Source organism: Prevotella sp. P6B4 (assembly GCF_000619985.1).
Lineage (GTDB): Bacteria > Bacteroidota > Bacteroidia > Bacteroidales > Bacteroidaceae > Prevotella.
In genome coordinates this window covers 31,818-50,176 of sequence record NZ_JHVE01000026.1, presented here as the reverse complement: position 1 = coordinate 50,176, position 18,359 = coordinate 31,818, and the positions used below count along the sequence as shown (strand labels likewise).

Genomic DNA, 18,359 nt, shown 5'->3' with positions numbered 1-18,359 from the left:
CATGCGGGGACACTCGACATTGCGTGCTGGATACTTGGGCTTACTGGCAAGACAGATGTCCAACCCCTCCTCAGGATCCTCCCTGATAGAGGCCTCATACTCACGGACGTAACGTGTTACGGTCTTTCTGTTAAGACCTACTCTACGGGAAATCTCCCGTAAACTCAAACCATCAACACGATGGTAATGAAGGATTTGTTCTTTCTGATCCATCTCAATCATCTTTAAACTCTCTGTACGTTAAACAGCACTCATGCGAGCAACTATTATATAACGTAGAACTCTGATTGGATGGTATACTTTTCGATTATTATGGTGGTATACTTTTCAATTATTATCTACACTACAAATTGAATTCAGGCGTGTTCGCCTCAATTTTTGAAATTTTGTCTCTAAATTCAATAATTTTTTGCTCATATGCATTGAAATCCAAATTATTTTTGTATTTTTGCAGCAAAATTGCGTTATCCTTTTAAACAGAATTTTCAGAATTTTGTGCAAAGGTATAGTAAAACTTCTATGTTTTCAAACATTTGGAGTTAAATTTCAAATATTTCAATATTATTTAACAGATTTTTAAACTAATTTGCCAAGATATGAGACTGATAGACAGATTTGACGAGTACATGATGTTCAAGAAGCTGAACGATAACAAGGCTACGATTCAGCTTGGTTTTTCCGTTGGAACAATAGGAAAGTCTAGGGGCGAAGGACGCGACTTATCCAAGAAAGCCGTCCAGAGGATTCTAGCAGTGTACAACGACCTCGATGAGAGATGGCTTAAAACCGGTGAAGGAGAAATGATTTGTGAGCCAAGAAAGTCAAGAATCGGACTCTACGGAAAGGAAGAAGAGGATGTTAAGAGCATACCATCCAAATCCAACTCCTCAACATTGGACCGCTTGGTTGACCAGATTTTCAACAATAGTACGACTATTGACAAACTGGTTGATGAAATTGCCGTTGCACACTCACTCATTGCAAAGTCACAGGAACAAATATCAAAATCTCAGGAGCAGACAGACAGAATTCTAACCCTTCTTGAAATAGAGAAGGGAACTAAAACTCCTGAAGACATCAAGAAAGACTAATCATTCATTATCGTCTTTTATGGAAACGTCCGCAATTCATCAAAAAATGAACAGCGGACGTTTTTTTTGAAAAATATTCAGCAAAATCGTTTTTTATATTGAAAATTTTGCCTACTTTTGCATCAGATTTGAAAAAGGTTCGTCATTTCATGATGGATGATGAGTTCAAGAGTGATTCATCTCAAATCTTAAGAGATTTATTGAAACAGAATCGGTCCTTGCGTAAATAGCCGCAAAATAGCCGCAAAATAAAAATCAAAATGTGCGAAAATGCCGATAAATACAGGGGATTCCAGATATTCGAAACTCTGCTTGTGGTTCTGAATGTCGTGGGTTCGAGTCCCACCGGGCACCCCAAAGAAGTAAGCCCCTGTAAGTCGAACACTTACAGGGGCTTCACTATTTTAGCACCGCAAATTTTGATGGAACATTGATGGAACATTTTCAAATTGTTCCATCAAAATTAAGCCCAAAATGCCATAAAAAACCACTGAGTTTCACATAAATCGAACCGTTTTATGTATGTATCTTTTTAAGAGTCATAAGCATTCATTTCAATTATTGTCCATGAACGAAATCGCCACAAACAACCGAACAAATTCACAGCAAACGACCGAAAAGTTACTAAAAAATTTGGCAATAATATAGCAGTTGGCACAGATGATTTATAAAATGCAATTTAAAAGATATATTCTGATTCATCTGTCTGTGACATATCAGCTTCCGTACGCTCGGCTCTGCCGCTCCGCTCGTCGAAGAACATCACGAAATAGTCAACCAGATAGTCAACCTCTCCCTGCTTGCGGTTGTCGTTTCAAATAGTCTTCGATGTATGATGTAATCTTCCTATACAGCATGACCTTTATACACTTTTCAATGAGTTTTGATGGCAAAAAACTACACTTTTCAAATTAAACCACCAAATAAATCACGAAAAAAATGAGAAAAAGAGCCTGTTTCGCAGTCACGACGTTTTTATTGTGACGATGTTCAGCGAATATGGGGGCACGGTTAGCATCACGTGGTCATCAGCTGTCGAGAGTTGTTGCTCTACGGGATTAATGGTTGTGGGCTGCTGGAGCGTATTCTCCTCCATACCGTCGTTGGCAGCCAACCTCACTACTCGGGCTTCGCTTGGCGCAAAGTTCTTCAGACTAATACGAGCTGTGGTGGCAGCATCATCGTTGTTCACCACTTTTACAATAATCTCGCCAGTGGCGTCGTTGATGGTGGCCGATGAGTAGATACCCTTGGTGTGGTCGCGCTTGAGCACAGTATCAAACAGCTGCTCATTGTCGAGCCATACCTTCACACTGTCGCCTGCCACCTGCAGGGTAACATCATACCAGCGTCCTGCCTCAATGCGCCCACGCTTACTGTCGGTCAGCAGTTTGCCGCCATTGCTAATCTGCTCGATGGCATGCTGCGAGTTGGTCCATCCGCCAAGGTTCACCCAACAGTAGTTCTTGTCATCCACATAGTTAAAGATGACGATAAAGCCCTCGGCCCCTTCGTCTTTGCGACAGCGGAACTTACAGGCGCAGCTGGTGATGCCTTGACATCCAACTGCAGGGCATGGTGCTGGGCACTATTGAGCAGAGGCGTTTTCTTCGAGTCTTGAATGAGACGGGCGGCCAACACAGAAGGCTCTGCAGCCACGGTAGCCCACCCCTGCATGTCGGCAGGAGCACCAAAGCGCGGTCCATCCTCAAACGAGCGGTTTCTGATCAGTTCGGCATAGATGCCTCCATCAGCGGCATGGTTGATATCCTCATAAAAGATGCCATAAAGCATGGGGCTCACCTTAGGGCCTCGCTGCTGTGCATCGATATCAATGGTTATCTGAGCCTGTGCAGTGGCAGCCATAGCAGCCCAGCAGGCCATAAAGAGCGATTTTTTACAGTTCATAATAGTTCCAAAATAGTAACGTTTTAAAAAGATAGTAATAATCATATCGGGCGCAAATATACAAAAGTTTTTGAAGATATTTCCTTCCCAAGCAACTTTTTCTGAATTTCACTCGCATTTTTACGCTATAATTCATTACCTTTGCATCCTCAAAGAATTAATGACACAATAATGATGAAGAAATCAAGATTTTACCTCTTAGGCATTTTCGCCACAGCGTCTATCAGCGTTTGCGCTCAGACCACCAAGCGCGTGTTTGTCTATAGCCCAGGTGAGCACGCCGGCTTGCATGTAGCACAATTCACCCCCAACGGTTGGCAGGAGATGGGTCAGCTATGCTCGTCCGACTATGGCACATGGGGAGCCGAGAAGCGCATGTACCACCCCTCAGTGGCCCGCGCTGCCGATGGCACCTGGCGCCTGGTGTTTCAGGTCAACGACAGTTCACCACTCTTTGCCGCAGCCTATAGCCGCAACTTGGTAACCTGGCGCCCACAAGACTATCCTGTGATGTCAACGCCACAGTGCCTCAAGCCGGTAGTCTTTGCCAATGACAATGGCACCTTCGACATCTATTATCAGACGAAGACCGGCGACAAGCGCTGGGTATCTGCATCGGGCAACTTCCGTCAATTCAGCAAAGACCAGAAGAGCCTGATCGATCAGGCTGCCTGGACGCGCGACACCGCCACCATAGCAGGCAAGTTGCACGAGGGCAACACCTTCGACATCACAGCGCAGGAACTCAGCACCATCACTAGTCACTTCCAACAGTTGCAGGCCGACGCACGTCTCAGCAGTGAGCGCATGCACGACGATGCCAAGAATTCTCTGCTGCCCCATCAGCCTGTGACAGCCACACTTCACGTGAGCAACAGCGAGAAGACCATCAGCGACAAACTGATAGGCATCTTCTTCGAAGACATCAGCTATGCTGCCGATGGCGGTCTGTATGCCGAACTGATTCAGAACCGCGACTTCGAATACAACGCAAAAGATCGTCGCGAGTGGAACGCCACCACCGCCTGGCACTCAGCCAGTCCTATCGATATTTCCACCCAGCACCCACTCAGCAGCAACAATCCCCACTATGCTGTGATTGCTGCCGACACACTGTGGAACGAGGGTTGGGATGGCATCGCCGTAGAGGCCGGCCATAAGTACAACTTCTCGATGTATGTTCTGGCCGACGGTCAGAAGCAGAACTTCACGATTCAGCTAATAGGCACCGATGGCACCATACTTGCCAGCAGCAAACTCAAAACCCAGGGCACCGATTGGCAACAGTACACCTGCGTGCTCAGCACCAAGAAGAGCTGCACCAAGGCCCGTCTGGCCATCATTCCGCAGAAGTCCGTCCGTGTGGGACTCGATATGATTTCGCTCTTTCCACAAGAAACATTTATGAACCGTCCTAACGGTCTGCGTCGCGACTTAGCTCAGGTCATTGCCGACCTGAAGCCCAAGTTCGTCCGTTTCCCAGGCGGTTGCATGAGCCATGGTCAGGGCCTCGACAATATCTACCATTGGAACCACACCGTAGGTCCACTTCAGGACCGCAAACCCGACTTCAATATCTGGGGCTATCATCAGACACGCGGACTGGGATTCTTCGAGTATTTCCAGTTCTGCGAAGACATCGGTGCCGAGCCACTCCCAGTGCTTGCAGCAGGCGTTCCATGCCAGAACTCAGCCGCCAACGCCCAGGGTATAGGCGGTCAGCAGTGCGGCATCCCTATGGATCAGATGCCAGCTTACATCCAGGAGCTGCTCGACCTGATTGAGTGGGCCAATGGCGATCCCGCCACCTCCAAGTGGGCCAAGCTTCGCGCTGATGCCGGTCACCCCGCCCCATTCAACCTTAAATATATAGGTATAGGCAACGAGGACATCATCGGCACCGTGTTCGAAGAGCGCTACGAGATGATCTGCAAGGCCATCCGTCAGAAATATCCCGAGATTAAGATTTGTGGCACCGTAGGACCTTTCCACGCCCCAAGTGCCGATTACGTCGAAGGATGGGACTTCACCAAGCGCCATCCCGAGCTGCAGTATATGGTTGATGAGCACTACTACGAGTCAACCGGTTGGTTCATGCACCATCGCAACTATTACGACGGCTACGATCGCACCATGCCTAAGGTTTATCTTGGCGAATATGCAGCCTCAACCAATGTCAAGCGTCCCAATATCGAGACCGCACTGGCCGAAGCCCTCTATCTCACCGATGTTGAGCGCAATGGCGACGTGGTAGAGATGACCAGCTACGCCCCGATGCTGGCCAAGGATAAGCACCACAACTGGGATCCCGACATGATCTACTTCTCTAACACCGAAGTCCGCCCCACCCCTGCCTACCATGTTCAGCGCATGTTCTCGGTATATGGTGGCGACAAGTACGTGAGCACCGACATCCAGATTGCCCCCGAACTTAAACATCGCGTAGGCGTCAGTCTGGTTCGCCACAGTGCCACCGGCCGTCGCTATCTCAAGTTGGTAAACGCCCTGCCCGTAGAGCTCACCATCAAAGCCAACGGCCTCACTATCCCAGCCGACAGCAAGACCGAGGAGTTCAGCGGTCAGCCCACCGACCAGACGCTTGAGATGAAGCAAGGAGTAGCAGGCCCCAACGCCCTCACGCTACCCCCTTACACTTTCCGTGTGATAGAGTTATAAAAACAAGTTTATATAAAAGTTAGGCAATAATATAGCAGTTGGCACAGATGATTTATAAAATGCAATTTAAAAGATATATTCTGATTCATCTGTCTGTGACATATCAGCTTCCGTACGCTCGGCTCTGCCGATCCGCTCGAAACGACCCGGCAGAGAGAGAGAGAGAAGAGACGGGGGGTACCGCCCCCTCCAGTCAAATCCTCTTGGCCAGATATCTGATGGCCACCACAGGCCATAGCGGCACTTTGCGGATGTTGGTCCGCACAGCAGGAATATCGCACAACAGGAAGATGGACGCCAGCAGCAGCGCAAACCAGATGACGTAGCCATACACCTGCTTGATAGCCACAAGCATCATACTGTGCAGATAGCTGCCCCCCATGAACTCGCCAAAGCGGAAATGGGCCAGATCGAGGTTGGTGAGTGTCAGCTGGCGGCCGTAGTTCATCAGGTCCTCGTTCAGGAAATGCGAGAAGATGGTGGTATAGAACCCATAGCCCATGGCACCGCCCAGATACATGTGCGGAATGTTGAACACGAACAGGCCCATGAAGAACATCTCCAGACTGGGTACCGATTCGTCCAAGGCCCACATGAGGGTTGGCGCAAGCACCCCATAGGCAAAGCCGCGGAGCAGGATGGCCAGCCGGTACTGCTCGATGTTAACCGTCATACCAACCGTGGTGTACATGAGCCAGGCGTAGGCGCAGATGGACAGAAAGCTGATGCCTATCAGTTTCCATACCTTCCACTGCTGCACCTTCAGCCAGTAGAGATCGAGCGCGATGCCCAGAAACATGCCTGGCAATGCCCACATGTACTGGCTCTCCTTGGTGAGTTCCTCCAGGCCTACCACCTCGGTGTAGAGAATCTCCTCAAGCGTGTGCTCAGCACCAAAAGCCAATTCTGCCAGAATGGTAACGATGAGGATGGGAACCACGTTGCGGCATTTCAACAAACGAAGTTCGACGTATGGATAGCGATTGTGAATCAGACGGTAAAAGGCGAGTCCGGCAAAGAGGAGTGTAAAAGCACCCATTATGCGGATGTGATGGTTAGCAAACCACCTGTAGTGATCGCCATAGACAAAGATGTACGACAGCAGGATCATCGTTGTGCAGATGAGCAGGGCGCCCTGCCAGTCGGTACCCTTGAGCGAGAACCGGTTAGGCATGGGACAGAACGGCCGGCACAGCACCAGCTGCGACAGCAGCACGAACGACATGGTGCCCACGGTGAAAGCGTGCATCATCTGCCAGGTGAAATGATGCCCCATCCAGGCTGCCAACCAGCCGCTGCCCTCGATGGCACTGAGCAGCAGGATGTGGAGCACGGGGAAGAACACGGCGAAATCGCGCCTGGGCGTGATCCACAGCTGAATGTTGCTCATACACTCGAACGTGCCCTGGATCTTGGCTATGCCCGCAATGAAGCAGGCCACCATGAGGACTGGCATCGACTGGCTATGCATGGTGATAACATTGCAGACGCCCATCACGATGGCCGAGGTGCACAGCAGCTGCTGATTGGTGAAGCGGAACTTCATCCTGAACAGCATGGGGAACCACACGGCCATGCCTGCAAGCTGGGCATAGAGCAGGAACATCACATCCTCGATCATGAAGTTGGTGGTGCCACGAATCTCGTCGAGCGCACCCAGATAGACGCCACCCGAGAACTGGAAGCACAGCGCCGTGAGCACGTAGATCCAGGGCTGCAACCTGCGCGGCACCCACCCTTTCATCATCGGCATAGCGAAACCCATGCCGGCTGGTGGTGGTGGCGCCTTCATCAGAAATTCTGTCAGCTTTCCCATTACTCTTCTACCTTACAAACAACATTATAACCTCCATGCAGCTTGTTCACCTCATCGCAGGCATCAATACGTACACGCACCGTGACACGCTGCTCAACCTTCACAAAATTGCCTGTGGCATTGTCGATAGGCACCAGCGAGAACGCACTGCCTGTGGCATCGCTGATACGCTCTACCACACCGGTATACTCCACATCGGGCACGGCATCGGCAGTAAAACGCACCTTGTCGCCCACCTTGATATGCGGCATTTGCGACTCCTGATAGTTGGCCTCAACCCATTTCTCATGCTTATCGACGATGCTCACCAGGGTCTGACCGGGGTTAACCAGCTGTCCCACATGGATATCCTTGCTACCCACCACGCCATCGCAGGTGGCAATGATGTAGCAATACGAGAGGTTCAGACGGGCAATCTCCACCTGGGCACGTGCCAGCTCGATGGCTGCCTCGGAGGCCGAGAGATGATGTCCCTGCTCAGCCACAACGGCCGTTTGCGTGGTGCGCGAGCGAAGGGCCTGCTCATAGCCGGCCTTGGCACTCAGATAACCCGTGTGGACACGGTCGTACTGCTGCTGTGTGACGGCATCCTGCTGCAGCAGTTTCTGAAAGCGCGCATCCTCACGCTTGGCATTCTCCATCTGCACACGAGCCGCCTCAATGCCTGCCTCGGTCACGCTGATGCTGGTCTTGGTGGTATGGATACTGCTGGCCGTGCCCTGCGAGCCGTGCTGGGCACGGTTCAGGTCAGCCTCAGCCTGCGCCAGGCGAAGGCGGAACTCGGCATCCTCAATCACAACCAGCGTGTCGCCTTTCCTCACCTCCTGGAACTCGCTGAAGCGCACCTCGCGGATAAAACCCTGCACGCGGCTGTTCTGGGGCACGATATTCTGGCACACACGGGCATTGTCCGTTACCTGGCCACCTCCGAAATACATGAACTGACTGGCGGCATAAACGGCGCCACCCGCGATACAGAGTATCACGATTATATTATAAATATAGGTTGTAAGCTTATTCTTTTCCATATTTTACAGTGTATTTGTGATATATTTAAGTTTAAAATAGTTGTAAAGCATGCTGATGCGGGCATTCACCAAAGCCATATCGGCAGAGAGCTTCATGTTCGAGGCATCGAGCATATCGGTGAGCAGCGCCAGGTCGTTGTCGTAACGGTTCCTCACCACGGTGTAGTTCTGGTCGGCCAGCTCCACCTGTTTCTCCTGTGTGCGAACCTCGACCGAGCTGGTGAGCAGCTGGGTATAGCAGGCCTGAACGCCATTCTCGATGCCCTCCTGCGCCAGCTGCACACGCTCGCGTGCCTGGCGGCTCTCGTGCCGGGCCTTCCGGATGGCATGCTTGTTTTTCCATAGGCTCGACAAGCTGTACTTCACACCAATGCCCACAAACCACACGTTCACGTTGGCATCCTTGGGAATGAGGTCGGAGGTGTAAGGCCCCGTCAGGTGGTTCTCGGCCACCACAGCCACCGATGGGCGCGATGCCGCACGGGCGTTTCTCACCTGCTGCTCCGACATCTGCGTAGCAAGCGAAGCCTGACGGAGGTCGATGTTGTTTTCAGCGGCCGTCTGCTGCCACTCGCCTTCGGAGGTGAGCGACTGGAGCGCCACGCTCTGCTCTTCTACTGCCTGCGTATCCACATCAAAATCCTCGCCCTCAGGCAGATGGATGGTCGTGCCCAGCTGATGACGGATCACCTTCTGGGCATCAACCACCTGCGTCTGCGCCAGTTTGAGACTCTGCAGCTGCAGTTCGTAGCGTGTCAGGTCGTTCTTCAGCACCGTGCCCTGCTGTCGTCGCGCCTTCATCTGCTCGATAACCTTCTCTGTCAGTTCCATGTTTTTCGCAATCACCTGCAGCTGGTTCTGCAGCTTGCAGAGGTCGAGGTAATAACCGGTCAGCAGGAAACGCACCTCCTGACGGTTCTTCTCCACGTCGAGTTCAGCCAGCCGGCGCCCCAGCTTGGCCATCTCAATGCCAGAGCGGATGGCGCCGCCAGCATAGATCACCTGACTGGCCTGAGCGGTGAAGCTGTTGCCCCAATGCGGGGTGGGCTGTTTGCCATTCTGCACCTGCTGAGGACCCAATCCCGGAACGATATACTCTGTGGTGCCACTGGTGGAAAAGCCGCGCGACATGAGGAAAGCATTGCCCGTGTAAGAGCCCTGCAGGCTGAATTCAACACTTGGCAGCATGGCTGATTGGGCCGATGCCACCCCTTCTTCTGCTGCCTTCAATGCCGCCTCGCTCACCTTGATGCGCTGACTCTGCTGGTCAGCCAGGTCGAAAAGCGACTGAAGACTCATCTTTTGCTGTGCATACGTAGGGACACAGCTACCTGCTCCAACTATCGTCGAGACAGCCAGAGCACAAAAAATCTTGTGTTTACTCATTAAAATGTAACTTTTTCTCTTACTATTCATTACTCGTACTAAAAACATTCCTTCCCTCGGAAATACGAATAATGAACCTTCATAGTTCGGACAAACCTCCCGTTTGCCACAATGCGCTACAAACCTCCCGGATTAGGGAACAAATCCAGAGAAGAATTTCGAGCACTATTAATTACGAAATCCCAAAAACGGGTGCAAAGATACAAAAAAAACATTAAAAACAATACACTTTTCATCTTAAAAAATCGAAAAAGTGATGCTCTGTAGCGTTCAAGCAACGCCACCCGAAATGATAATGGTCATTATAATAATTTTACTCATCGGGCCAGGGGGCGAAGTCCAGTTCCAGTTCTACCCATTGCGGCTGCTGGCGCGAGGCTTGCTCACCGCCCAACGGGTGGCTACCTGGATTGGATACTCCCAAGCCCAGCAAACGGATGGGATGCGAGTGGAATTCCACCTGCTGCATCAGCTGCTTGGCCAATGGCAGGATATCGTCCTTGGTGCGTAGCAGATGATCGACGGTTATGCTGCGGGTGATCTGCTTAAAATCCAGAAATTTTACCTTCAGCGTCAGCGTGCGCCCCTCGAAGTCGTTCTTCCCGATACGACGCACCAGCTCCAGCACCGTGTGATAGAGTTGGATGGTAACAGCCGCGTTCTCGTTGATATCCGTCTCAAAGGTCTGCTCACAGCTCACGCTCTTCCGCTCCCACTCGCTGACAACAGGCCTATCATCGATGCCTCGCGCAAAGTTGTAGAACACCTGCCCCATCTTACCGAACTCCTGCGTCAGTCGTGTCAGCGAGGTGTTTCTAAGGTCAGAGCCCGTGAAAACACCCATGCGATGCATCTTTTCAGCAGTCTTATGCCCCACGCCCCATATTTTCTCCACCTTCAGTTGGGCGATGAAGTCGAGCGCCCTGTCGGGGTGTATCACCGTCAGTCCGTCGGGTTTGCGCCAGTCAGAGGCTATTTTCGCCAAGAATTTACAGTAGCTCACGCCTGCCGATGCCGTGAGTCCGGTGGTGCTGCGGATGCGCTGTTTGATTTCGCGTGCGATATCCACGCCCAGCTCTATGCCCCGTTTATTCTCCGTCACATCGAGAAAGGCCTCGTCGAGGGATATCGGCTCTATCAGGTCGGTATAGTCGTGGAATATCTCGTGCAATTGCGCCGACACCTCCTTATAACGCTGAAAGTGCGGCTCTACGATGATGAGCTGCGGACACAGACGCTTGGCCAACTGAATAGACTGTGCAGAATGCACGCCGAACCGTCGGGCCTCATAGCTGGCAGTCGACACCACGCCACGCTCGGCATCGTGGCCTACCGCTATCGGTTTGCCCTTCAGTTCCGGATTATCCCGCTGCTCCACAGCCGCGAAAAACTGGTCCATATCCACATGGATGATCTTCATGCTGCAAAATTACGCTTTTCGCCCGAGCCTATAGTAACAGCCGTAACCTCTTCTGTAACAGTGAGTTCGCTTGTATGTTTCTGTCCTATTTCTATCATCATTTCTTCTATCTTCATTGACGTTGCAAAGGTACAACGAATATCATCTATCACCAAATTATTTAAGCGAACGTTCCTTAAATAATGTTAACAGCAATACTGACAAATCATCCGGATTGGCGGTTTTACAAACTATTATCGTACCTTTGCACCTGATTTAAAATACACTTAAAATAACATTACTTAAATTAACGAAAATGAAAAGATTTGTTTTATTGGCTGCACTGGCCTGCTGTATGGGTGATGTGCAAGCACAAAACGAGAAAGGTGGATTTTCCATCAAACCTGTGGCTGGCGTCAACATCTCAACACTGGGCAACACCTCTACCGGGCTCTACCACACCAAAGTGGGAATGACGGGTGGTATAGAGGCAGAATACGGTGTGACCAACTGGTTTGGCCTTTCGCTGGGCATGCTCTATTCTGAGCAGGGTGCCAAGTTGAAAGGCGGTGCCTATACCATCGTTACCGAAAACAACCAGCAAACGATTGTTGCCACCACCATCAAGGGCAAGCTGAAGGCAACTTATCTGAACCTGCCTCTGCTGGCCAATATCTACATCCCAAAGATCAAGGGTCTGGCCCTGAAAACAGGTGTTCAGTTAGGCATTCTCACCAGCAGCAAGATGAACACCGATATCGCTATTGCCTCGGCATCCAGCATCCCGACTGGGGAAATACAGTTTAATGACCAAACAAACCAGTCAACGTATCAGGAGGGATCCTTCTCGGCTTCTGATGTGTGCAAGTCGGTCGACGTGGCTATCCCTGTAGGTATCTCTTACGAGTACAAGAACATCTCGCTGGACGCGCGTTATCACTTCGGTCTGACGAAGATTGACAAGACAGAGAATCCCGATACAGCCCACAACCGCTATCTGAGCCTCACCTTGGGCTATCGCTTCCATCTGTAACAGACACGCAACGGAGCCCCCAACCTCACACTAACATAGCGACAGGCGATGATTGACATTTGGGTCACAATAGTAACATTTAGGGAATATTGATCAGTTTGTGAGTTTGCAGCGAGAGATGCCAGTGGGGGTGATGCAGAATATAGTCGACACACTGCAGAATAAAGGGAGAAAGCATTGTCTCGCGACAGGTTTTCTCCCCGTTTTGAACTTATATAATAATAATACACGTATGCCAGCCATGAAGGCCAGGCGCCCCCCAAAGAGCGCCTATGCCTTGTGGTTATAATACCTGATAAGCATACCCACGCCAACAAAGGCGAAAAGGAATTCGATTGCGACTACAATAATGTACTGCATAATAAAATAAGTTTATGCTTCATGCCCTTACATCGAGAGCACTCGGCTGGGTTACCAATAGAAGGCTGGTCTTCAGACTTTCCTCCACTCCCAGACGCCTTCTCATCCAATTGGACAATGGCTTTATTGTCTGGAAGCCATAATGGAGTTCACTGCTGCGGGACAGTCGGAGATTCTCACTCACATTCCCAATTAATCGCGGTTAAGCAAACCTTCCTGGGTGAAGCCTCAATCTTCACATAGATTCTTCAGAATCACGGTGCAAAGATACAACTTTTTTTTAAAACCAATCGCATCCTTGCATTTTTTTTTTCATTTTTTCTCCTACAGTTACTTATAGCACCCTATTCTAACATAGTTACCTGCCCTTTAATCTCAATAGTAGAACTTAACAGGGGAATTTTTGATTATTGAAGATTCTTCTCGTACACTACAATGCACGTGGCAAAAGAGAAAAAGAGAAAAATTCGTCGTATTTTATGTATTTTTTTTATATAATTTGCGAAATACAATTTATTTTTCGTATCTTTGCCCCAGCATTCATCAAAGAGTGCAACGACATATTGGAACAACGAAGCGTTATGCTCGACTTGCTGATAGAAATGTGAGAAACTTCTGTAGTACGCAAGGAAAGTGTGGCGGTTCGCGCGTATAGCGTGGGCTGGTTACATTTCTCGTACTAAGGTAATTCTCACAACCTCTATCAGAAGAAGTGCATATCAGCACCACGCTTCTAATGTAAAAAAGGCTTTAAGGTGCTGAAGGCCGGATGGAAAAAAGCCTAATTATGGGAAAGACATTTGATTCTTTCAAGAGAGAAATTGGCAAAAATACAGGCAAAGCCGTTTCCAATTTCATTTTTGGCGACAGTCACTCAACACCCTATCGTCGTGTGGACGTAAATCGTATGGCACGTGCGCAGGAAGCTGCGTTGAAACACCAAGAAGAGAGCGATTTGAATTTATTAGACGGAGCAGTACTTAACAATGTAGACATTGTCCTGCAAACGCCAATTCCACAGGAAGAACAGGCATTACTGCAACTGATGTCAATATGGGGAGCGCAACTTGCCAATAGCAAATGGGACTTCGACGACGAGAAAGGAAAAATCCGTGCACAATACCCTGATGCCATACTTGAGAAGTTCAAACAATGTATGATTGTAATGAGAAGTATTTCTCCAACAAACCCAATGACAGATCATTACGAGAAGATATTGCAGAAAGCCAGAAGACGGCGCTCCATAGCAAAAAACAAAAACTATATAGTATTTGGAATTTGTATTCTTGCTTTGGCTATTTTTACTATACTAGGACTTTGTGGAGTATTTGACAAATAATAATTTAAAACTATTAATATGAACAACTTTCAGAATCTTTTGTACAGCAATCCTGACCAGTACGTTGGTTACGGAAATCCTAATGCCGACATTTGTTTTGTCGGAAAAGAGGCTACTGGTATGTTACCACTACAATGCGGACTTGGCAGCACAAACTATTGGATGACTTCCCTGCCGATGTTTTTCGACCGCATCAAAACTGACAATCCGAGTGACCCAATATGGAAAGAGGGACACACATGGAACAAGTATCAAAAACTTTTTGATGCCATCTTCCCGGAAAATGCAGCAAATCCAGGCACAATGAACTTTGAACAGCATGTTTTTGTTACAGAAATGAGTGCTATGCCTGCTACAACCACTATCGAAGGTAAAAATACTATAGGATTTGAGGAGCAACTTGCTCTGCGGAAACAAAGATTTTTTGCCCATCCCTACTTCAAAGATTTCAAAGTAATTGTCCTTGCCTGTTCCGATTACATCGTGAATTACGGTGACCGACGCGAGATAGACTCTTTGTTCGACGTAACATTCGACATTAACGGCGGTGCACATGAAATAGGACCCCAAAATGCTTTCTGGGTACATCATAGTGCAGACGGCAAAAGAATGGTCATTCACACACGCCAACTCAGCGGTGCCGTTTCAGACAGATTACTTGAAGAAATGGGAACTGTAATAAGACAGCATCTTAATGGTTATAAAGGCATATTTGTAAATACACCTACCACAAACAAGCTAAGCATAGGAATGAGCATGGATGAATGCAGGAACATCTGGGGCAATCCTCAAGACATAAACAAGACCACCACTTCACTCGGAGAGACCGAAATGTGGTTTTATGGGAATCAAAAATCTCTAGTCTTTGAAAACGGAATATTGAATTTAATAAACGAATAAGGCTTACAGATTGCTACCGGTAAGCGTTTGACATTGTACCGTTCAAAAAAGTCAGGACTTTATAACTTCTCGGGAGGCCACCGCTGAATTATCAATGAAGACCTCCCGAATTAGTTTTTTACCTACATCTTTATTATATACTACAGACGTTCGATTTCCTCGTTAGTAAGACCAGTAATCTCAACAATATCCTCTACGGCATAACCCTTTGCCTTCATACGGCGGGCTGATTCGATCGCCTGTTTGTAAACTGCATTGTCAATTTCGGTGTAGGGATTTTCACCCTGTGCCCATTGTTCCCAGTCAATATCAGACAGGTAACGCTGTACCTGCTCGCGAAGGGGCAGAATATCATTAGTCGCCGTCTGCCAAAGGTCGGCATCAGATACCTGTGCATAGCCATGCACCAACACGTTACGCATGCTGACAATGAGTCGCCATGGCAGTTCTGTATGAGTCTCGCGGAAATGGCGGGTAAGCATATTGGCAGCCTCGCCGATAACTTCGATATTCTTCATCACAGAATAATAGATACGGATATCGTCTACAAACTGCTCGTAGGTGATACCATTTACAATCTGCTCCACGTTTTTGGCATACTTCAGAATATCCTCCAGGCGCCCGTGGTCTCTGCTATGCTCTCTCATAGATCAGTTTCTTGTCACGATTTACGCTTTCCACAGCCCATGGACGAAGCGTGCCTTCTTCCACGAGATCTACCTCGCATTTCAACAAATCTTCGAGATCCACTTTCATGCCAGCGATTTTCATCAGACCAATAGGACTACTCCTGTCATACTGGACGAGGATATCGACATCGCTCCATGGTCTCTGCTCGTTGCGCGAATATGAGCCAAAAATCCAAGCCTTCACGACGGGTTGGGTCTTGAAGTACTCGGCAATTTGCTGGTTCATCATCTGGGTACTCATAAGCGTTTAAATTAGAATTCCGCTGCAAAGATACATTATTTTATGACAATATCCAAATTTCTTAGAAAAAGATTGTGTTAATTGGCATTTTAGCACAACTAATTATAGTTCGGGCAGTTCGTCGAATCTCAGCAGATCATCTACCTTCACTTCCAGGAGGCGGGATATCTGCATGAGGGTTTCGAGTGAGGGCTGGGCATCGTTGGTGCACCACTTGCTGACTGTTGATGCTGCTACGTTTAATTGTTCGGCTAGCCACTTGTTGGTCTTGCGCTTGTCGACCAGAACTACTTTAATGCGGTTAATATTACGTCCCATATCGTACTTAATTTTTAGGTTTTGTGTGCAAATATAGGAAATTTATCGAATTAATGGACGAAAACAACTAAAAATATTCTAAAAATTAGCATTATCTTCACTTTTGTGGTGAATAATAACTATTTTTGCAAGAAATTTAAAACCAAGCTCAACAAAAAAATCATTAAATTAACTAACTATGGCAGTATACGCTATTTACACTTACGAAATCAGAGAAGGCAGCAAAAGTCTTTTCTATAAAGACACAGGCAGAAAAGCCATTGATATGTCAAACGAGATCATCGACAATTTGCTTAAAGATGGCTTGACTGTTATTGGCAAGAAAAGGAATGAAGACCAACTATTAACGAATCGTCACTTCAAAGGAAGAGAATGCGTATTCGCATGGGAGTTGTGCAACGTAAAGGATAAGACTCTGCTCGAGGGGCATGAAAAGATTCCCCATGAAGAGCATCCTGGTAGCTACGTGATTGTTGACAACAGACCAGAGGTATGTCAGATGGCGATTGAAAAGAATAGTGCTTTTGGCCCTGATACCGACAAAGTGGTTAAGTATCTTAGCAAATCATTCAATGCTCATCTGTTTGAATATGGTCTGAAGATGGTTTTCAAGAGGAAATGGCAGGCAAGTAATTTCAAGGATATCATACGTAAGAGAATTATCAAACAGAAGGATGCTGTAAAAAGAGTTGTATGGGAATTCCCCAATCCTGACAGGGTTAAGGGTATTGATGCCACCCAGCAGATGATAGACCGATTAAATGGTCTTATGATATTTGTTCAGGCTTCAAATGCCTTAAAAGGAAAACTAACACTAACCGGGTCAAAGAGAAATCCTATAGATGTGGACGACGATAGGATAGAAGACTGGGCTCAGATTATTGCTTTAAGTGCGCAAAACAACTATAAGTTATCGTACTACTTTTATAATTCGCCTGTGGTAAATTTCAAGGATGTGGCCGACGCATTTGCCTCTATCGATAACAAAATGATAAGCGCTTTTGAGTCAGGACAACTCACAAACAAAGGCGAAGGTTCGACTTTCGAACTCATTGAGCGACTTGACGAAATCAGAAACCAAATAGCAGATTATGATCATGAGAAGATTGTTAACTACGGAGAGTAAGCGGAGTATAAAGGAAGCCTTCAAAGGTAACCCAATTTACCGAACTATCTATGCGGCATACAAAGAGCAAGAAACACAGATGGCGACGCTCAGGTTCTCGCCTGAAGAGATTTTTGTCAACTGCTTCATAGGCTATGACCAGATTCTAAAGAACCGTGACAACTTAGGAGAAACTTTATTTCATATGTGGCACGAAACCTTCTGCGAGCTGAGAGATGAAGCTATAGATACTTCGCGAGAGTTTGAGGAGGAAGAACTTAAAACGGCAACATCGTGCATCCTCTATTCTATCGTTACATGCATGCTGGCAAGCTCTGATTGGGAGATGATTAGATATACAGACCTTCTTTTGGGTCAAATTTGCATGAATTCTGACCTCACTACTATCCATGGGCCTTTCGTCAGCAATATCGAGAATAAATTTACTAGTTATATACTAAATTATATCAATACTGGCAAATACATCAGCGAGAGTTTTATAAGTCCTAAAAGTTATATTGACCCTATAAATCCTATAGGCACACCCCAAGAAAGGACAAAAGCAAAAGTTGGCGTAAAGAAACGGCTTGAGTTTATGAAAGGGTATCTGCCAGATAGCGAAATGCTGATCATGACTTCCTCGGATTTCAATACAATGATAGAGGCTGTAGAATACCTCATAGAAAACGATGTTGTGAAAAAACAGGAGGCAAAACTTCACACGAATCTGTCGGTTGCCCATTTGCGTTACACATTTTATCTGGTATTCAGAAATGAAGGAAAATGTGTTAGCCGCCAGTTATGGTTAGAATTCCTTGGTGAGACTTTCGCACAGATGCAAGATAATAAAGCCTCTATTTCCAATCACTTCTCTGATAAGCCAGAAAACTATACCATCTATATTAAACCGAAAAAGAAAAAGTGAGTGGGATAATGGGATTTTAGGAATCCCACAAATATTTTTTTCAGTGGAGATTAGAAAATTGTAGTATTTTCAATCTCCACTTTTTTATTTGTATATCAGATAGTTATACTTTTCTACCGAATGGGATTTTAATAATTCGCTAATG

Annotated in this window: 17 protein-coding genes and 1 riboswitch; of the genes, 7 read left to right on the top strand and 10 right to left on the bottom strand. The window is 47.5% G+C overall.

Annotation, left to right across the window (positions count from 1 at the left end; translation table 11 throughout):
- The coding region (locus tag T491_RS17505) for a helix-turn-helix domain-containing protein (protein ID WP_197018848.1) at positions 1-213 on the bottom strand (213 nt) is incomplete at its 3' end.
- Between the two features lie 383 nt (positions 214-596).
- Here T491_RS17505 and T491_RS0114170 point away from each other — a divergent pair.
- Complete coding sequence (locus T491_RS0114170; protein WP_028904467.1) at positions 597-1,091, top strand: hypothetical protein; 495 nt, start codon at positions 597-599, stop codon at positions 1,089-1,091.
- Between the two features lie 964 nt (positions 1,092-2,055).
- On the opposite strand, the gene T491_RS0114165 is transcribed toward T491_RS0114170, so the two are convergent.
- Both T491_RS0114165 and T491_RS0114160 read right to left on the bottom strand, forming a co-directional pair.
- On the bottom strand, positions 2,056-2,568 hold the full coding sequence (locus tag T491_RS0114165) for an alpha-L-arabinofuranosidase C-terminal domain-containing protein (protein WP_028904466.1): 513 nt from the start codon (positions 2,566-2,568) through the stop codon (positions 2,056-2,058).
- On the bottom strand, positions 2,541-2,999 hold the full coding sequence (locus T491_RS0114160; protein WP_155950159.1) for a hypothetical protein: 459 nt from the start codon (positions 2,997-2,999) through the stop codon (positions 2,541-2,543). The genes T491_RS0114165 and T491_RS0114160 overlap by 28 nt, the downstream gene beginning before the upstream one ends.
- 171 nt (positions 3,000-3,170) lie before the next feature.
- On the opposite strand from T491_RS0114160, the gene T491_RS0114155 reads away from it, so the two are divergent.
- Positions 3,171-5,675, top strand: coding sequence for an alpha-L-arabinofuranosidase C-terminal domain-containing protein (locus T491_RS0114155; RefSeq protein WP_369699760.1), 2,505 nt, complete (start codon positions 3,171-3,173; stop codon positions 5,673-5,675).
- A gap of 193 nt (positions 5,676-5,868) precedes the next feature.
- Here T491_RS0114155 and T491_RS0114150 read toward each other — a convergent pair whose 3' ends face one another.
- From T491_RS0114150 to dinB, 4 genes are all read right to left on the bottom strand, one after another.
- A complete protein-coding gene (locus T491_RS0114150; protein WP_028904463.1) occupies positions 5,869-7,491 on the bottom strand; it encodes a hypothetical protein in 1,623 nt (540 codons plus the stop codon).
- Positions 7,491-8,519, bottom strand: coding sequence for an HlyD family secretion protein (locus T491_RS0114145; protein WP_028904462.1), 1,029 nt, complete (start codon positions 8,517-8,519; stop codon positions 7,491-7,493). Before T491_RS0114145 ends, T491_RS0114150 begins: the two co-directional genes overlap by 1 nt.
- 3 nt (positions 8,520-8,522) lie before the next feature.
- Positions 8,523-9,905: a TolC family protein gene (locus tag T491_RS0114140; RefSeq protein ID WP_028904461.1), complete on the bottom strand. Its 1,383-nt coding sequence runs from the start codon at positions 9,903-9,905 to the stop codon at positions 8,523-8,525.
- A 313-nt stretch (positions 9,906-10,218) separates the two neighbouring features.
- Positions 10,219-11,325 (bottom strand): DNA polymerase IV, encoded by a 1,107-nt coding sequence (dinB, locus tag T491_RS0114135; protein WP_028904460.1) that lies wholly within the window; start codon positions 11,323-11,325, stop codon positions 10,219-10,221.
- Between the two features lie 295 nt (positions 11,326-11,620).
- Between dinB and T491_RS0114125 the strand changes: the two genes are divergently transcribed.
- From T491_RS0114125 to T491_RS0114110, 3 genes are all read left to right on the top strand, one after another.
- Positions 11,621-12,337 carry a porin family protein gene (locus T491_RS0114125; protein ID WP_081773401.1) on the top strand — a complete coding sequence of 239 codons (717 nt, stop codon included), beginning with the start codon at positions 11,621-11,623 and terminating at the stop codon, positions 12,335-12,337.
- A 405-nt stretch (positions 12,338-12,742) separates the two neighbouring features.
- A riboswitch (cobalamin riboswitch) is annotated at positions 12,743-12,928 on the bottom strand.
- Positions 12,929-13,484: 556 nt separating this feature from the next.
- The gene (locus T491_RS0114115) at positions 13,485-14,036 is read left to right on the top strand and encodes a hypothetical protein (protein WP_155950157.1); all 552 of its coding nucleotides are present in this window, start codon (positions 13,485-13,487) and stop codon (positions 14,034-14,036) included.
- An 18-nt stretch (positions 14,037-14,054) separates the two neighbouring features.
- Positions 14,055-14,936: a hypothetical protein gene (locus T491_RS0114110; protein ID WP_028904456.1), complete on the top strand. Its 882-nt coding sequence runs from the start codon at positions 14,055-14,057 to the stop codon at positions 14,934-14,936.
- Positions 14,937-15,076: 140 nt separating this feature from the next.
- On the opposite strand, the gene T491_RS18275 is transcribed toward T491_RS0114110, so the two are convergent.
- From T491_RS18275 to T491_RS0114095, 3 genes are all read right to left on the bottom strand, one after another.
- Positions 15,077-15,583: a HepT-like ribonuclease domain-containing protein gene (locus T491_RS18275; protein WP_028904455.1), complete on the bottom strand. Its 507-nt coding sequence runs from the start codon at positions 15,581-15,583 to the stop codon at positions 15,077-15,079.
- A complete protein-coding gene (locus tag T491_RS0114100) occupies positions 15,570-15,866 on the bottom strand; it encodes a nucleotidyltransferase family protein (RefSeq protein WP_028904454.1) in 297 nt (98 codons plus the stop codon). The genes T491_RS18275 and T491_RS0114100 overlap by 14 nt, the downstream gene beginning before the upstream one ends.
- A 102-nt stretch (positions 15,867-15,968) precedes the next feature.
- Positions 15,969-16,184, bottom strand: coding sequence for a helix-turn-helix transcriptional regulator (locus T491_RS0114095; protein ID WP_028904453.1), 216 nt, complete (start codon positions 16,182-16,184; stop codon positions 15,969-15,971).
- A 178-nt stretch (positions 16,185-16,362) separates the two neighbouring features.
- On the opposite strand from T491_RS0114095, the gene T491_RS0114090 reads away from it, so the two are divergent.
- Both T491_RS0114090 and T491_RS0114085 read left to right on the top strand, forming a co-directional pair.
- A complete protein-coding gene (locus tag T491_RS0114090) occupies positions 16,363-17,310 on the top strand; it encodes a hypothetical protein (protein WP_028904452.1) in 948 nt (315 codons plus the stop codon).
- Positions 17,282-18,214, top strand: a complete 933-nt coding sequence (locus T491_RS0114085) for a hypothetical protein (protein ID WP_028904451.1) — start codon at positions 17,282-17,284, stop codon at positions 18,212-18,214. The genes T491_RS0114090 and T491_RS0114085 overlap by 29 nt, the downstream gene beginning before the upstream one ends.
- The last annotated feature ends 145 nt before the right edge of the window (positions 18,215-18,359 follow it).

What these genes read in the sequence shown, in the direction of transcription:
- T491_RS0114100 (WP_028904454.1), bottom strand. Translation starts at nt 15,866, where the DNA reads ATGAGTACCCAGATGATGAACCAGCAAATTGCCGAGTACTTCAAGACC.
- dinB (WP_028904460.1), bottom strand. Translation starts at nt 11,325, where the DNA reads ATGAAGATCATCCATGTGGATATGGACCAGTTTTTCGCGGCTGTGGAG.
- T491_RS0114110 (WP_028904456.1), top strand. Translation starts at nt 14,055, where the DNA reads ATGAACAACTTTCAGAATCTTTTGTACAGCAATCCTGACCAGTACGTT.
- T491_RS0114115 (WP_155950157.1), top strand. Translation starts at nt 13,485, where the DNA reads ATGGGAAAGACATTTGATTCTTTCAAGAGAGAAATTGGCAAAAATACA.
- T491_RS0114150 (WP_028904463.1), bottom strand. Translation starts at nt 7,491, where the DNA reads ATGGGAAAGCTGACAGAATTTCTGATGAAGGCGCCACCACCACCAGCC.
- T491_RS0114125 (WP_081773401.1), top strand. Translation starts at nt 11,621, where the DNA reads ATGAAAAGATTTGTTTTATTGGCTGCACTGGCCTGCTGTATGGGTGAT.
- T491_RS18275 (WP_028904455.1), bottom strand. Translation starts at nt 15,583, where the DNA reads ATGAGAGAGCATAGCAGAGACCACGGGCGCCTGGAGGATATTCTGAAG.
- T491_RS0114085 (WP_028904451.1), top strand. Translation starts at nt 17,282, where the DNA reads ATGAGAAGATTGTTAACTACGGAGAGTAAGCGGAGTATAAAGGAAGCC.
- T491_RS0114160 (WP_155950159.1), bottom strand. Translation starts at nt 2,999, where the DNA reads ATGAACTGTAAAAAATCGCTCTTTATGGCCTGCTGGGCTGCTATGGCT.
- T491_RS0114090 (WP_028904452.1), top strand. Translation starts at nt 16,363, where the DNA reads ATGGCAGTATACGCTATTTACACTTACGAAATCAGAGAAGGCAGCAAA.
- T491_RS0114145 (WP_028904462.1), bottom strand. Translation starts at nt 8,519, where the DNA reads ATGGAAAAGAATAAGCTTACAACCTATATTTATAATATAATCGTGATA.
- T491_RS0114155 (WP_369699760.1), top strand. Translation starts at nt 3,171, where the DNA reads ATGATGAAGAAATCAAGATTTTACCTCTTAGGCATTTTCGCCACAGCG.
- T491_RS0114095 (WP_028904453.1), bottom strand. Translation starts at nt 16,184, where the DNA reads ATGGGACGTAATATTAACCGCATTAAAGTAGTTCTGGTCGACAAGCGC.
- T491_RS0114170 (WP_028904467.1), top strand. Translation starts at nt 597, where the DNA reads ATGAGACTGATAGACAGATTTGACGAGTACATGATGTTCAAGAAGCTG.
- T491_RS0114140 (WP_028904461.1), bottom strand. Translation starts at nt 9,905, where the DNA reads ATGAGTAAACACAAGATTTTTTGTGCTCTGGCTGTCTCGACGATAGTT.